This window comes from Vibrio sp. HS-50-1, assembly GCF_024747315.1.
Lineage (GTDB): Bacteria > Pseudomonadota > Gammaproteobacteria > Enterobacterales > Vibrionaceae > Vibrio > Vibrio diabolicus.
Genome location: NZ_JAMPZF010000048.1, coordinates 552,191 through 565,568, shown reverse-complemented (window position 1 = coordinate 565,568; position 13,378 = coordinate 552,191). Strand labels below are relative to the sequence as shown.

Genomic DNA, 13,378 nt, shown 5'->3' with positions numbered 1-13,378 from the left:
TTCTTCCTTGTCTAAAGTGCCACAGTGGCAACCGAGGATGCGGTCAGTGGGTATTCTGCTGAATCAATTGGCGCGAAGAAGCGTTCCAAAACTTGTGGCGTTACGTCAGAAACCGTGCGATGTTGCCAAGTCGGTTGATTGGTTTTATCGATAATCAGCGCACGAACCCCTTCCCTAAAATCACCTTCTAAGCCACAACGTAACGTCAGATTAAATTCCATATCAAAACACGCTTTCAAAGAGAGGTTTTGATACTGCGTTAGCTGCTGATAAGTGATATTGAGCGACAACGGACTGCCATAATTCAATGCTTTTTGCGCATTGATGAACCACTTATCATCAACGTCGGCACTGCTGATTGCGCGAACAATCGAATCTAAATCACCCGAACAAAGCTGCTCAATCAATCCCGCATATGGCATCAACATCCCTTCGCTTGGCTCGTCCACTTGTACCGAACGTAGCGTAGTGGCGATTTTTTCGTTGATGTTTGCTTCACCTTTCCAACTTACCGATGCGAGCAGATCCAACAGTGCTTGTTTGCTTTCTGGCTTTGCAATCCATTGGCTTAATCCCAACGCTTTCATGTCTGTCGCGTTGATTTGGCAAGCCGTCAAACTCAGAAAAAGTGCCAAGTGTTTTGGCAGCTGATTTAGGAAGTAGGTCGCGCCTACGTCTGGGTAAAGGCCGATTTTAATCTCTGGCATCGCAAAGCGTGTGGTGGTTTCTGCTACGCGATGACTTGCGCCCATAAATAAGCCCACACCGCCGCCCATCAGATAACCATGCCCCCACGCGATGATCGGTTTTGGATAAGTGTGAATAAGATGATCACAGCGATATTCGAGGTCAAAGAAGGTTTCCATCGCTGAAAACGCAGAATCAAAGTCTTGCTCTTTGTTTTCAAGTGCACGGTAAATCGCTTGAATGTCACCACCAGCACAAAACGCTTTTTCACCCTTGGCATGCAAAAAGACCGCGACGATACTGTCGTCCATTTGCCATTCATTAAGCTGTTTGTACAACTGCTCAATCATCACGTAACTCAGCGCGTTGAGGGCGGCTGGATTATCAAGCTCCAACACACCAATAACAGAGTCATCCGCGCACTCCAGTTTTGAAACATTTACTGTACCTGTCATTTGGCCTCCACTAGCTGTTTGTCCATTGTGGCTTACGCTTTTGCAAGAAGGCGTTCACACCCTCAGTCTGATCTTGTGTATTGAACAGCTGTAAAAACAGTTCACGCTCCAAAACCAATCCAGCCACGTGAGTTTGGCTGCGTCGACCTTGAATGAGCGTTTTGCACGCTGACACAGATTTCGGTGATTGACCTGCAACACGCTGCGCTAGTTCCATAGCCGCTTCGAGTGCTTGACCTTTCGCCACCACCTCTTCGACTAAACCAATTTTTTCCGCTCGCTCGGCCGTCACTCGTTCGCCACATAGAATCATACGCTTCGCCCAACCTTCACCTACCAACGCGGTCAGGTTTTGTGTCCCACCCGCGCAAGGCAACAAGCCGACCGATGCTTCAGGAAGTGCCATTTGTACTTGTTCTTCTGCGATGCGAATGTCACACGCCATCGCCACTTCCAGACCACCACCCATCGCATAGCCATTAACCGCTGCGATAGAAACCCCATCGAATGCAGACAGCGCTTCAAACGCTTCACCAAATGCGAACGCCATGTCTGCTGCTTGTGATTTATCACCCGATGCAAAGTTGTTGAGATCCGCTCCAGCAGAAAAGAATTTCTCGCCTTCGCCCGTCAGTACCAACGCATAAATAGAGCGATCATTACTGAGTTCAATCGCCAACTCTTTGAGCTGATTTAGGGATTCAAGCGTCCAAGTGTTCGCTGGCGGATTACTAACCGTGAGTTTGGCGATATGCGCTTCGCGCTCCAATTTGATTTGTGCCGTCATAATCTTTCAGTCCTTTTTAATTTCTTTAGGTAAGGCTGTGTCTCGCTTTCTAGAGCAGTTCAACGCCTTCCGTTAGTAATCGTCTTGCGACGATCAGACGCATGATTTCGTTGGTGCCTTCAAGAATTTGGTGAACACGAACGTCTCGGAAATGGCGCTCAACAGGATATTCTTTGATGTAGCCATAGCCGCCATGGATTTGCAGCGCCTGATCACACACCTTAAAACCCACATCCGTTGCAAAGCGTTTCGCCATTGCGCAGTAGGCGCTTTTTTCTGCGTGTTTCGCGTCCAGTTTGGCGGCGGCGAGTCGCACCATTTGGCGCGCTGCCACCAGCTCTGTCGCCATATCAGCAAGCTTGAACTGCAACGCTTGAAATTGCGCCAGTGAACGGCCGAACTGTTTACGCTCGGTCATGTATTGCTTGGCTTCGTTCAGTGCTTGTTGCGCAGTACCAACGGAACAAGTGGCGATATTGATTCGACCACCATCAAGGCCAAGCATGGCGAACTTAAAGCCTTCTCCCTCTTCACCCAACAGATAGTCAGCCGGAATGCGGACATTTTCGAAGGTGATCATGCGCGTTGGTTGGCAGTTCCAACCCATTTTGGCTTCTTTCTTACCGTAGCTAATGCCTTCGATGTCAGCAGGAACGACAAACGCAGAAACGCCACCCGCCCCTTCACCGCACGAACGCGCCATCACGACGAGAACATCTGTATCACCCGCGCCAGAGATAAACACTTTTGCGCCATTGAGGACAAACTCATCGCCGTCACGCACTGCACTTGTCGTCAGCGAAGCGGCGTCCGAACCCGCATTTGGTTCGGTTAAACAGTAGGAAGCGAGCTTTTCACCCGAAATTAGATCCGCGCTAAATTGCTGCGCCACTTCCGCTTTGGCAAAGCTGGTAATCATCCACGTCGCCATGTTGTGAATGGTCATAAACGCAGTAGTCGCGGTACAACCCATAGCCAACTGCTCGAAAATGATCGCCGCATCCAAACGAGACAATCCCAAACCACCATGCTCTGGCGGCGTATAGATGCTCAGAAAGCCAAGTTCACCTGCTTGACGCAGTACATCTTTAGGGAAGTGATGGTTTTCATCCCACTCGGCCGCATGCGGCGCCAACATTTGGTCTGCAAACTGCTTTGCTACTTCGGCAAACGCGAGTTGATCTTCGTTTAATTCAAAATCCATCTTGAAGTCCTAAGGTCTAATTCGTTGCATTTGTATCCGAGCCAAGCCCTCTAAAGGGTTGAAAGGCTTGGCTAGAGGTGTCGCTACTTCTGTGACTAGCTCAATTGAATGGTCATGTTTGGACCGCTTGGAATGTCATCTTCAAACCAACGCGCAGTTACAGTTTTCGTCTCGGTGTAGAAGCGAACCGCTTGTTTACCGTAAGCATGCAGGTCGCCGTAGAAGCTGCCTTTCCAACCCGTAAATGAGAAGAACGGCAATGGCACCGGAATCGGCACGTTGATGCCTACGTTACCTACTTCGATATTATGTTGATACTTTCTCGCGGCAGCGCCGTTCGCCGTGAAAATAGACGTACCATTACCAAAACGGTTCGCGTTGATTAGCTCAATTGCCTCATCTAAATTGTCGACTTCCATGGTGAGCAGCACTGGACCGAAAATCTCTTCCTGATAAATCGACATGTCTGTCGTCACATTGGTAAACAGTGTTGGACCGACCCAGTTGCCGTTCGGGAAGCCAGATACTTCGCAATCTGTCCCATCCAGAACACAATTCGCGCCTGACGCTTTGCCTTCATTAATCAGATTCACCACGCGCTGCTTCGCTTGTGGGCTAATCAGTGGGCCATAACCGGCGGTTTCATCATCCCACGCGCCAGGTTGAACCTGAGCTAACGCCTCTTTAAGCTCTGGAATCCATTCTTTGGTTTCGCCGACAAATACCGCCACCGAAATCGCCATACAGCGTTGGCCTGCGGCACCGACTGACGCGCCAACTAGGTTATTGATGACTTGCTGCTTGTTTGCATCTGGCATGATGACCATGTGGTTCTTCGCACCCGCAAATGACTGCACGCGCTTTAGGTTGTCCGTACCCGTTTTGTAGATGTACTCACCAACTGGCACTGAGCCAACAAAAGAGATCGCACGAACGACTGGATCAGTCAGAATGCGGTCGACTTGCTCTTTGGTGCCGTGAACAATTTGCAAAACACCTTTCGGGGCGCCTGCTTGTTCAAATAGCTCTGCCAATTTCATTGCAGTCAGCGGAACTTGTTCCGAAGGTTTTAGAATAAAGGTGTTGCCACAAGCGATCGCCATTGGGAACATCCACAATGGAATCATCGCAGGAAAGTTAAACGGTGTGATGCCAGCACAAACACCGAGCGGTTGAATGTAAGAGTAACCATCAATATTGGTTGCGACGTTTTCCACCGTTTCACCCATCATTGAGCTACAAATGTTCGCCGCTTGTTCTACGACTTCAATCCCACGCCAAACATCACCTTTTGCATCCGCTAGGGTTTTGCCTGTCTCGCTCGAAAGCAGTATCGCCAACTCATCGTGTTGCTCTTTTAGAAGGTGTTGGTAACGCAGCATCAATCTCGCACGCTCCGGCGCTGCAACTTCTTTCCAACGCTTGAATGTTTCTGTTGCGCTGGCGATCGCCGCATTCATTTCCGATTCCGTGGCACAAGGTACTTGCGCAATCACTTCGTTGGTTGCCGGGTTGGTTACATCTAGCCATTGTTTTGAGTCGGAGATGGCGAATTCACCACCGATATACTGCTTTACTTGTTCTGTCATGATGACATCCTTGTATTTTTCAGCGTTTCACTGACTACTGTGAGTAATTGAGTTGAGAATGATTTAGCAGATTTCAATCGCGATTGCGGTAGCCTCGCCGCCACCAATACAAAGCGATGCAACGCCGCGCTTACCGCCCGTTTGTTTAAGAGCGTGAATCAAAGTAACGAGGATTCGGTTGCCACTTGCACCAATTGGGTGGCCTAATGCACATGCACCGCCGCGAGAGTTCACTTTGCTCGCGTCCAGTTCGAGTGTCTTCACCGCGTATTGAGTGACAACAGCAAAGGCTTCATTGATTTCCCAAAGGTCCACGTCTGATTTGTCCCAGCCCGTTTTTTCCAGCAGCGTTTCAATCGCGAATACGGGTGCGATGGTGAACTCATCAGGCTGTCTTGCATGCGTGCTGTACGCGACAATTTTGGCTAGAGGTTGAAGGTTTTCCTGACGGCCAAATTCACTATCAACCAGTACCATTGCCGATGCACCATCAGAAATAGAACTGGAATTTGCTGCCGTTACGCCGCCATCTTTGGCAAACGCAGGTCGTAAGGTGGGAATTTTATTGACGTCGAGTTTGCTCGGTTGCTCATCGTCTACCACCAAGGTTTCGTCGCGTCGACTTTTTACGTTAACAGGCACGATCTCTTCTTTGAACAAACCTTGCTCAATCGCTTGCTGCGCACGAGTCACCGACTGCTGCGCCCAGATATCCATACTTTCACGGCTGAACTGATACTTTTGCGCGGTTTGTTCGGCAAAGACACCCATCAATTCGCCTTGGTAGGCATCCTGCAAACCGTCATAAAACATATGATCAAGCACTTGCTCATGGCCTAAGCGGAAACCATCACGCGCTTTCTTAAGTAGATAAGGAGAAGACGACATGTTTTCCATACCACCAGCGATAACCGCGTGCGCGTTACCAGATTGAATAAGATCATGTGCCAGCATGACGGTTTTCATACCCGAACCACAGACTTTATTCAGTGTCGTACAACCGATCGATTGTGGCATTTCTGCTTTAAGACTTGCTTGTCTTGCTGGCGCTTGCCCCACGCCAGCGGGTAAAACGCATCCCATTAACACTTCGTCTATTTTTTGCACATCGAGTTGGCTTTCGGCTAGTGCCCCTTGGATGGCCTTCGCACCGAGTTCCGTGACATCTGTTGAAGCTAATGCACCTTGAAAAGAGCCGATAGGCGTTCGCTTGGCGGCAACAATCCATGTTTCATTTTTCATTCCATTAACCTTTTGTTGACGTTTACGTCATAACTATACTAACATTTACGTTAACGTCAAGTTTGCGGTTGTTGTTTGTTCGAGTGATTCTTTTATTTCGAGTAAATGCGAGTGATATCAAGGCTCAAGAGTGGATGTTGTTTATTTACTTTAACGTTAACGAATTGTATATTCGTATGAATGTTATACGAAAGTCGTAAGGTTAAGGAATGAACACATTTAAGATCAGCGAGCTCGCGAAAGAGTTCGACATTACTACCCGAAGTATTCGCTTCTACGAAGATTTAGGTCTCCTAACTCCAGAACGTAAAGGCAACACTCGAATCTACAATGGTCGCGATCGAATTCGACTAAAACTGATTTTGCGAGGTAAGCGATTGGGCTTTTCTCTTGCAGATATCAAAGAGTTATTTGAACTCTACGATACCGATCAAAGTACTGAGCAGTTGAACTATATGATTCGGTTGATCGAAGAGAAGAAGGCAGCATTGCAACAGCAAGCAAACGACATTCAAGCGGTAATGATGGAGTTAAACGCGGCACAGTTGCGATGCCAAAACACACTGAGATCCATGAAAGGCGAAAAAGTCACCTGACACCTCAGCATTGGGATGTAGGTGACGTAAAGGCAAGGACACGCAATGAAATCTACCTACTCTTCCCTGAACTTTGTTTATGACGAAAATACCGATTTGCTTCGCGAGCAAATCAATAGTTTTGCTGCAAGAGAAATTGCGCCGCTAGCGCAATCTATCGACCAATCTAACGACTTTCCAAACCATCTTTGGTCCAAACTGGGTGACATGGGTCTTTTAGGCGTGACCACCAGCGAAGAGTTTGGTGGTGCGAACATGGGTTATCTCGCCCACGTTATCGCTATGGAAGAGATCAGCCGAGCATCCGCTTCGGTTGCGTTAAGTTACGGTGCTCACTCCAATCTTTGTGTCAACCAAATCCACCGCAACGGCACACAAGCGCAAAAAGAGAAATACCTACCTAAGCTCATCTCTGGCGAACATATTGGTGCACTAGCAATGAGTGAGCCCGGAGCAGGTTCCGATGTAGTCTCTATGCAACTTAAAGCGGAACGTAAAGGCGATATATTCCTGCTAAATGGCAACAAAATGTGGATCACCAACGGCCCTGATGCATACACCTATGTTGTCTACGCCAAAACCGACCCAAGCCAGCACTCCAAAGGCATCACGGCGTTTATTGTGGAACGCGGATTCCCTGGATTTACTCAAGCACAAAAACTCGACAAGTTGGGTATGCGCGGCTCGAATACGTGTGAGCTGGTCTTCCAAAACTGCGAAGTCCCTGCGGAAAATATTCTCGGCGAAGAAAACCAAGGCGTGAAAGTATTGATGAGCGGCCTCGACTACGAACGTGTGGTGCTTGCAGGCGGCCCACTTGGCATCATGCAGGCGTGTATGGATATCGTTGTGCCTTACATTCACGACCGTAAACAGTTCGGTAAATCCATCGGTGAATTCCAGCTAGTTCAAGCAAAAATCGCGGATATGTACACACAAATGAATGCCGCTAAAGCGTATGTTTACGCTGTCGCTGCCGCTTGTGATCGCGGTGAAACCACCCGTAAAGATTCTGCTGGCGCGATCCTCTACAGCGCAGAGCTGGCAACCAAGATGGCACTGGATGCGATTCAACTACTTGGCGGTAACGGCTACATCAACGAGTTTGATACGGGCCGTTTGTTGCGAGATGCCAAGCTGTATGAAATCGGGGCGGGCACGTCAGAAATTCGCCGCATGCTTATTGGTCGCGAATTGTTTAACGAAAGCGCCTAATATCAGCCCAGGCGTTCTGACTCAAAAACATTTTCTTACTCAACCTAAATAAAGACGGGTGGTGACACCCGTCTACCGAATGGAGATCGGCTATTTATGGCTTGTTTGACGACCAATATTAATACCCATTCAGAGCAGTATCAGGAAAACTACCGCTCTATGGCATCACTCGTGGATCAACTCTATACCGTGACTGCGCAAATCGAAGATGGCGGCGGTGAGAAAGCACGCGAGCATCAGCAGAATAAAGGCAAACTTCCGGTACGTGAGCGCATTCTTGCCCTACTCGACCCCGGCTCATCTTTTTTAGAAATCGGTCAGTTTGCTGGCTGGGATGTGTATCCAGATTACGTTCCATGCGCGGGCGTAGTAGCGGGTGTTGGTGTGATTGACGGCACCGAGTGCATGATCGTCGCCAACGACGTGACGGTAAAAGGCGGCAGTTACTACCCACTTACCGTGAAAAAGCACTTACGCGCACAGGAAATCGCAGAGAAGTGTCAGTTGCCGTGTGTTTACTTAGTCGACTCTGGCGGTGCTAACCTACCCCGCCAAGATGAAGTATTTCCAGACAAAGACCATTTTGGCCGTATTTTCTATAACCAAGCTCGAATGTCAGCCAAGGGTATCCCGCAAATTGCGGTGGTCATGGGGCTATGTACCGCTGGCGGTGCTTACGTTCCTGCCATGTGTGACGTTTCCATCATCGTCAAAGAACAAGGTACGATCTTCTTAGCTGGCCCTCCTCTGGTAAAAGCAGCAACAGGCGAAGAAGTCAGCGCGGAAGATCTTGGTGGCGCAGACGTTCACTGCCGTACGTCTGGCGTAGCCGATTACTATGCTGAAAATGATCACCACGCGTTAGAACTGGCAAGACAAGCTGTCTCTCAAATCAACCACTTGAAACCCGTCCAACTCAAGCAAAAAGCGCCACAGGAACCACGCTTTACTGCGCAAGAGCTGTACGGCATCGTCGGAACCGATCTTAAAAAGCCGTTTGATGTCAAAGAGGTCATTGCCCGAATTGTTGATGATTCACAATTTGATGAATTTAAAGCCTTGTTCGGTGAAACCTTGGTCTGTGGATTTGCTCATATTCACGGAATGCCGATTGGCATTGTCGCTAACAACGGCATTCTATTCTCGGAATCGGCGCAGAAAGGTGCGCATTTTATTGAGCTGTGCGCACAGCGTAAAATTCCTCTGCTTTTCTTGCAGAACATCACTGGCTTTATGGTCGGTCAGAAGTACGAAGCCGAAGGCATCGCTAAACATGGTGCGAAAATGGTAACTGCTGTTGCGTGTGCAGACGTGCCAAAGTTTACCGTGGTTATTGGTGGTTCGTATGGTGCAGGTAACTACGGTATGTGTGGCCGCGCCTATGATCCAATCATGATGTGGATGTGGCCGAACGCGCGCATCTCCGTTATGGGCGGCGAACAAGCGGCTGGCGTAATGGCGCAAGTGACCCGCGATATCAAAACGCGCAAAGGTGAAAGCTGGAGCACTGAAGAAGAGGAAGCGTTCAAACGTCCTATCGCGCAGCAGTACCAGACTCAAAGCCATGCTTATTACGCCAGTGCTCGCCTGTGGGACGATGGGATTATTGATCCTGCAAAAACCCGTGATGTTGTGGGTATTGCTCTATCTGCTGCGCTTAATGCACCAATACCAGACAGCAAATTTGGCATCTTCCGTATGTAGTCGGATACAAAGCAAAACCCTAACTCCTCGCTATCCATCAATGATGAATAAAGTGCTGATTAGCGAGTATTGGAATATCAGACTGAAATGTCAGACAAAGGAAGTCACATGACCGGACTACTGCTTGAAAAAGACAGCAATGGCGTTGCCTGGTTGAGCCTGAATCGGCCAGAAAAACACAACGCGTTTAATGACGCATTGATTGCCTCACTAATTGAGACACTAGAACAGCTCGAAAAGGACGATTCTCTCCGTGCACTGGTGTTAAGTGCACAGGGAAAACACTTTTCTGCGGGAGCAGATCTGGGCTGGATGCAATCAATGGCAACCAAAACCGAAAGTGAAAACCTGCAAGATGCACAGCAACTAGCAAAACTTTTGCATACGCTGGATACCTTCAGTAAACCAACGATTGCCATGGTGCACGGCGCAGCATTTGGTGGCGCGCTTGGGCTGATCTGCTGCTGCGATATTGCCATTGGCACACCTGAGAGCAGCTTCTGTTTGAGTGAAGTGAAACTCGGCTTATTGCCCGCGACCATCGGTCCCTACGTAATCCGAGCAATTGGACAACGACAAAGCCGACGCTACTTTTTAACTGCCGAGTTGATTGATGCCGAAACCGCGCTATCGATGAACATTCTTCACCAGACCGACTCTCAGCCAAGAGAAGCCGTCAACCGCATCATTGATCACCTGCTTAATAATGGTCCGCAAGCGATGCAGGCAGCAAAAGCACTCTGCTTACGTTGTGATAGCCAACCTATCGATCACTCATTAATTGAATACACCAGCCAAGCCATAGCAACCGCCCGCGTGTCCAGCGAAGGACAAGAAGGGCTGACTGCGTTTTTTGAAAAGCGCACCGCCAATTGGAGGAATCATGTTTAAAAGAATACTGATCGCAAACCGCGGTGAAATTGCCTGCCGAATCATTAAAACCGCAAAAAGCATGGCTATCGAGACGGTTGCCGTCTATTCCGAAGCGGACCGCAGCAGTTTACATGTTAAACAAGCGGATTTCGCTGAATTCATTGGCCCAGCTCCGGCGAGTGAGTCTTATCTTGATATCGATGCGATTATCGATGCAGCGAAAAAATGGCAAGCCGATGCTATCCACCCTGGGTATGGTTTTCTTTCCGAGAACCCGAAACTAGCCAAAGCGTGCAGCGAAAATGACATCGTCTTTATTGGCCCTTCCACCAGCGCAATTGAGGCAATGGGTTCAAAATCTCAAGCCAAGGCAATCATGTCAGAGGCGAACGTGCCCTTGGTTCCCGGCTATCACGGCACAGACAACAGCGTTGAGCACTTATTGGCTGAAGCAGAGAAAATCGGTTATCCAGTGATGCTCAAAGCAACCCAAGGGGGCGGCGGTAAAGGCATGCGAGTGGTCAACAGCGCCGCCGAAATGCCCTTGGCCATCGACGGTGCGCAGCGTGAAGCGCTCTCAAGCTTTGGCGATAAGCAGCTTCTAATCGAAAAATGCATATTGCAGCCTCGCCACGTTGAAGTTCAGGTATTTGCTGACCAACATGGCAACGGTGTTTACCTTTCTGACCGCGACTGTTCCATTCAGCGTCGTCACCAAAAAGTAGTCGAAGAAGCGCCTGCTCCCGGTCTTAGTGATGAACTGCGTAAACAAATGGGTAAAGCCGCGATTCAGGCCGCTCAAGCGATCGACTATGTTGGCGCTGGTACGGTTGAATTCTTGCTCGATAGCCGAGGTCAATTCTACTTCATGGAGATGAATACCCGTCTGCAAGTTGAACACCCTGTCACTGAATTGATCACTGGCGTTGATTTGGTTGAATGGCAATTCAAAGTCGCAGCTGGCGAGTGTTTACCTATCTCGCAATCCGAAATCACCCATAACGGACACTCAATCGAGCTGCGAATTTACGCCGAAGATGCCGACAACGACTTTATGCCGTCGACTGGACGCATTGATTATTTACAAGAACCCATTTCGGACAGCAATGTTCGACTAGCATTTTTGCGCGTTGATAGTGGTGTGACCCAAGACGATACCATTAGCGAGTACTACGATCCGATGATCAGCAAACTGATCGTCTGGGGGCAAACACGTGATATCGCGCTCAAGCAGCTTAAGCAGGCGTTAACTCAATATCACGTGCGTGGAGTGACTACAAACATCGGTTATCTGCATAGCATTATTTCGCAGCCAGCCTTTGCCGAGATTGAGCTTGATACAGGTTTCCTCGTCACACATCAACAAAGTATAAATGAGCAGCAAAACGTGTCGGATTCGATCTGGCTAACGTTGGCGGCGGTTGCTCGCTGGAATGATCTCATTTCAAAATCAGACAGCTCAACGTTACCCGCGCCAACCTCACAAGGTTTTAGGCTGTCAGTTGACAACGTTTATCGATTTAACTTCACGGATGCCAATGCCAACCATCAAGTACGCTTGCAACAATCATCGCAAGATACAGGGGCTCAGCATCTTAACCTCTTCACTGTCCGGTGCGGCGAGGAGTTGCATCAAGTCATCCTGCTTGAAAGTGAGAGCCAGTTTATCGTCGATATCGATAGTGTGCGTTACACCTTTAATGCGCTCAACGACGAGCAAAAGACGACGCTGTTTTATCTTGGTCAGCAACGCACATTCGAACACCAACCAAGCTTTGAATCAGCAAAAGGCGAGGATGATGAGCTAAGCCCAACCGCGCCACTTAACGGCATAATCTCTGCTGTCATGGTGAATAAAGGCGACGAAGTGGCGGCTGGTGATCCATTGTTAGTTCTCGAAGCGATGAAGATGGAATACACCATCACAGCTCCGGTAGCTGCAACTGTTGATGAGATTTTTTATCAGCATGGAGACCAAGTACAGCATGGTTCGATACTGCTGCATTTAGCTTCGATACCCGAAAATGTCTCTGTCGATAAGGAGCGTGAGTATGCTACCAGCGAAGGTTAATATCGTCGAAGTCGGTGCTCGCGATGGCTTACAAAATGAAACGGCAGTGACGCTGGTCGATAAAATCCGTTTTATCAATCAGCTAAGCAACAGTGGTTTAAAACATATTGAAGCGGGTTCTTTCGTCTCACCTAAATGGGTGCCACAAATGGCCGACTCTGCTCAGGTGTTTGCGGGTATCACACAGCAACCAGATGTTGTTTACAGCGCGCTTACTCCCAACCTAGCAGGGTTAGAACGTGCGCTGGAAAGTGGTGTAAAGCAAATTGCAGTCTTTGGTTCCGCTTCTGAAGCGTTTAGCCAAAAGAACATTAACTGCAGTATCGCTGAAAGTCTCTCTCGATTTGAGCCAGTTATCGAGCTTGCAAAGCAGCACAACATTCCTGTGCGCGGGTACTTGTCTTGTACCATGGTGTGTCCATACGAGGGAGAAATAAAACCAGAGCAAACTACCAAGGTCGCGAATGCGCTTTTTGATATGGGATGCTATGAAATATCTCTGGGCGATACTATCGGTAAAGCAACGCCTAATCGCGTTGTCGCCATGCTGGATTCGCTGTTAACGCAACTGCCAAAAGACGCGCTCGCGGTACATTTTCATGACACCTATGGACAAGCGTTGGCCAATATTTACCAAGCCTTGTTAATGGGCATCAACACCATTGATAGTGCGGTTGCTGGTTTGGGCGGCTGCCCTTACGCGAAAGGTGCCAGTGGCAATGTTGCAACGGAAGATGTGCTTTATCTTTGTGAGCAACTTGGGATTGAAACAGGCATTGATCTTAAAATAATCAACCAAGCAGGTTGGCAAATTTGCCGAGCCTTAGGTAAACGGCCGATGTCGAAAGTGGCGTTAGCATTGGGCGATCCAAACAGCTTGTAAATTGCTCAACCCACGATACACAATTACAAACGAGCATGTTTAATAACATGCTCGTTTTTTTGAGCCGATTTA

The 13,378-nt window shown here is 48.7% G+C and carries 11 protein-coding genes; 6 read left to right on the top strand and 5 right to left on the bottom strand.

The features are described from left to right. Window positions 1-11: 11 nt before the first annotated feature. The 5 genes from NDJ01_RS21780 to NDJ01_RS21760 all read right to left on the bottom strand — a co-directional run bounded on the left by NDJ01_RS21780 (window position 12) and on the right by NDJ01_RS21760 (window position 5,964). Window positions 12-1,142 carry an enoyl-CoA hydratase/isomerase family protein gene (locus NDJ01_RS21780; RefSeq protein WP_258587336.1) on the bottom strand — a complete coding sequence of 377 codons (1,131 nt, stop codon included), beginning with the start codon at window positions 1,140-1,142 and terminating at the stop codon, window positions 12-14. Between the two features lie 10 nt (window positions 1,143-1,152). Further along, entirely contained in the window at window positions 1,153-1,929 is a 777-nt protein-coding gene (locus tag NDJ01_RS21775; protein ID WP_258587335.1) for an enoyl-CoA hydratase, read from the bottom strand. Between the two features lie 49 nt (window positions 1,930-1,978). After that, complete coding sequence (locus tag NDJ01_RS21770) at window positions 1,979-3,133, bottom strand: acyl-CoA dehydrogenase family protein (protein WP_170892914.1); 1,155 nt, start codon at window positions 3,131-3,133, stop codon at window positions 1,979-1,981. 95 nt (window positions 3,134-3,228) lie between these two features. After that, the gene (locus NDJ01_RS21765; RefSeq protein WP_170892915.1) at window positions 3,229-4,722 is read right to left on the bottom strand and encodes a CoA-acylating methylmalonate-semialdehyde dehydrogenase; all 1,494 of its coding nucleotides are present in this window, start codon (window positions 4,720-4,722) and stop codon (window positions 3,229-3,231) included. A 63-nt stretch (window positions 4,723-4,785) separates the two neighbouring features. Beyond that, on the bottom strand, window positions 4,786-5,964 hold the full coding sequence (locus NDJ01_RS21760) for a thiolase family protein (RefSeq protein ID WP_258587334.1): 1,179 nt from the start codon (window positions 5,962-5,964) through the stop codon (window positions 4,786-4,788). Window positions 5,965-6,173: 209 nt separating this feature from the next. Between NDJ01_RS21760 and NDJ01_RS21755 the strand changes: the two genes are divergently transcribed. The 6 genes from NDJ01_RS21755 to NDJ01_RS21730 all read left to right on the top strand — a co-directional run bounded on the left by NDJ01_RS21755 (window position 6,174) and on the right by NDJ01_RS21730 (window position 13,306). Continuing rightward, window positions 6,174-6,560, top strand: a complete 387-nt coding sequence (locus tag NDJ01_RS21755; RefSeq protein WP_005373242.1) for a MerR family DNA-binding transcriptional regulator — start codon at window positions 6,174-6,176, stop codon at window positions 6,558-6,560. 45 nt (window positions 6,561-6,605) lie between these two features. Further along, a complete protein-coding gene (locus NDJ01_RS21750) occupies window positions 6,606-7,775 on the top strand; it encodes an isovaleryl-CoA dehydrogenase (RefSeq protein ID WP_170892917.1) in 1,170 nt (389 codons plus the stop codon). 96 nt (window positions 7,776-7,871) lie between these two features. Further along, window positions 7,872-9,479 carry a carboxyl transferase domain-containing protein gene (locus tag NDJ01_RS21745; RefSeq protein WP_170892918.1) on the top strand — a complete coding sequence of 536 codons (1,608 nt, stop codon included), beginning with the start codon at window positions 7,872-7,874 and terminating at the stop codon, window positions 9,477-9,479. A 108-nt stretch (window positions 9,480-9,587) separates the two neighbouring features. After that, the gene (locus NDJ01_RS21740) at window positions 9,588-10,370 is read left to right on the top strand and encodes an enoyl-CoA hydratase/isomerase family protein (RefSeq protein WP_170892919.1); all 783 of its coding nucleotides are present in this window, start codon (window positions 9,588-9,590) and stop codon (window positions 10,368-10,370) included. After that, window positions 10,363-12,423 (top strand): acetyl/propionyl/methylcrotonyl-CoA carboxylase subunit alpha, encoded by a 2,061-nt coding sequence (locus tag NDJ01_RS21735; protein WP_170892920.1) that lies wholly within the window; start codon window positions 10,363-10,365, stop codon window positions 12,421-12,423. The genes NDJ01_RS21740 and NDJ01_RS21735 overlap by 8 nt, the downstream gene beginning before the upstream one ends. Next, window positions 12,404-13,306: a hydroxymethylglutaryl-CoA lyase gene (locus tag NDJ01_RS21730; RefSeq protein ID WP_258587333.1), complete on the top strand. Its 903-nt coding sequence runs from the start codon at window positions 12,404-12,406 to the stop codon at window positions 13,304-13,306. The genes NDJ01_RS21735 and NDJ01_RS21730 overlap by 20 nt, the downstream gene beginning before the upstream one ends. The last annotated feature ends 72 nt before the right edge of the window (window positions 13,307-13,378 follow it).

What these genes read in the sequence shown, in the direction of transcription:
- NDJ01_RS21770 (WP_170892914.1), bottom strand. Translation starts at nt 3,133, where the DNA reads ATGGATTTTGAATTAAACGAAGATCAACTCGCGTTTGCCGAAGTAGCA.
- NDJ01_RS21755 (WP_005373242.1), top strand. Translation starts at nt 6,174, where the DNA reads ATGAACACATTTAAGATCAGCGAGCTCGCGAAAGAGTTCGACATTACT.
- NDJ01_RS21740 (WP_170892919.1), top strand. Translation starts at nt 9,588, where the DNA reads ATGACCGGACTACTGCTTGAAAAAGACAGCAATGGCGTTGCCTGGTTG.
- NDJ01_RS21730 (WP_258587333.1), top strand. Translation starts at nt 12,404, where the DNA reads ATGCTACCAGCGAAGGTTAATATCGTCGAAGTCGGTGCTCGCGATGGC.
- NDJ01_RS21775 (WP_258587335.1), bottom strand. Translation starts at nt 1,929, where the DNA reads ATGACGGCACAAATCAAATTGGAGCGCGAAGCGCATATCGCCAAACTC.
- NDJ01_RS21780 (WP_258587336.1), bottom strand. Translation starts at nt 1,142, where the DNA reads ATGACAGGTACAGTAAATGTTTCAAAACTGGAGTGCGCGGATGACTCT.
- NDJ01_RS21750 (WP_170892917.1), top strand. Translation starts at nt 6,606, where the DNA reads ATGAAATCTACCTACTCTTCCCTGAACTTTGTTTATGACGAAAATACC.
- NDJ01_RS21735 (WP_170892920.1), top strand. Translation starts at nt 10,363, where the DNA reads ATGTTTAAAAGAATACTGATCGCAAACCGCGGTGAAATTGCCTGCCGA.
- NDJ01_RS21765 (WP_170892915.1), bottom strand. Translation starts at nt 4,722, where the DNA reads ATGACAGAACAAGTAAAGCAGTATATCGGTGGTGAATTCGCCATCTCC.
- NDJ01_RS21745 (WP_170892918.1), top strand. Translation starts at nt 7,872, where the DNA reads ATGGCTTGTTTGACGACCAATATTAATACCCATTCAGAGCAGTATCAG.
- NDJ01_RS21760 (WP_258587334.1), bottom strand. Translation starts at nt 5,964, where the DNA reads ATGAAAAATGAAACATGGATTGTTGCCGCCAAGCGAACGCCTATCGGC.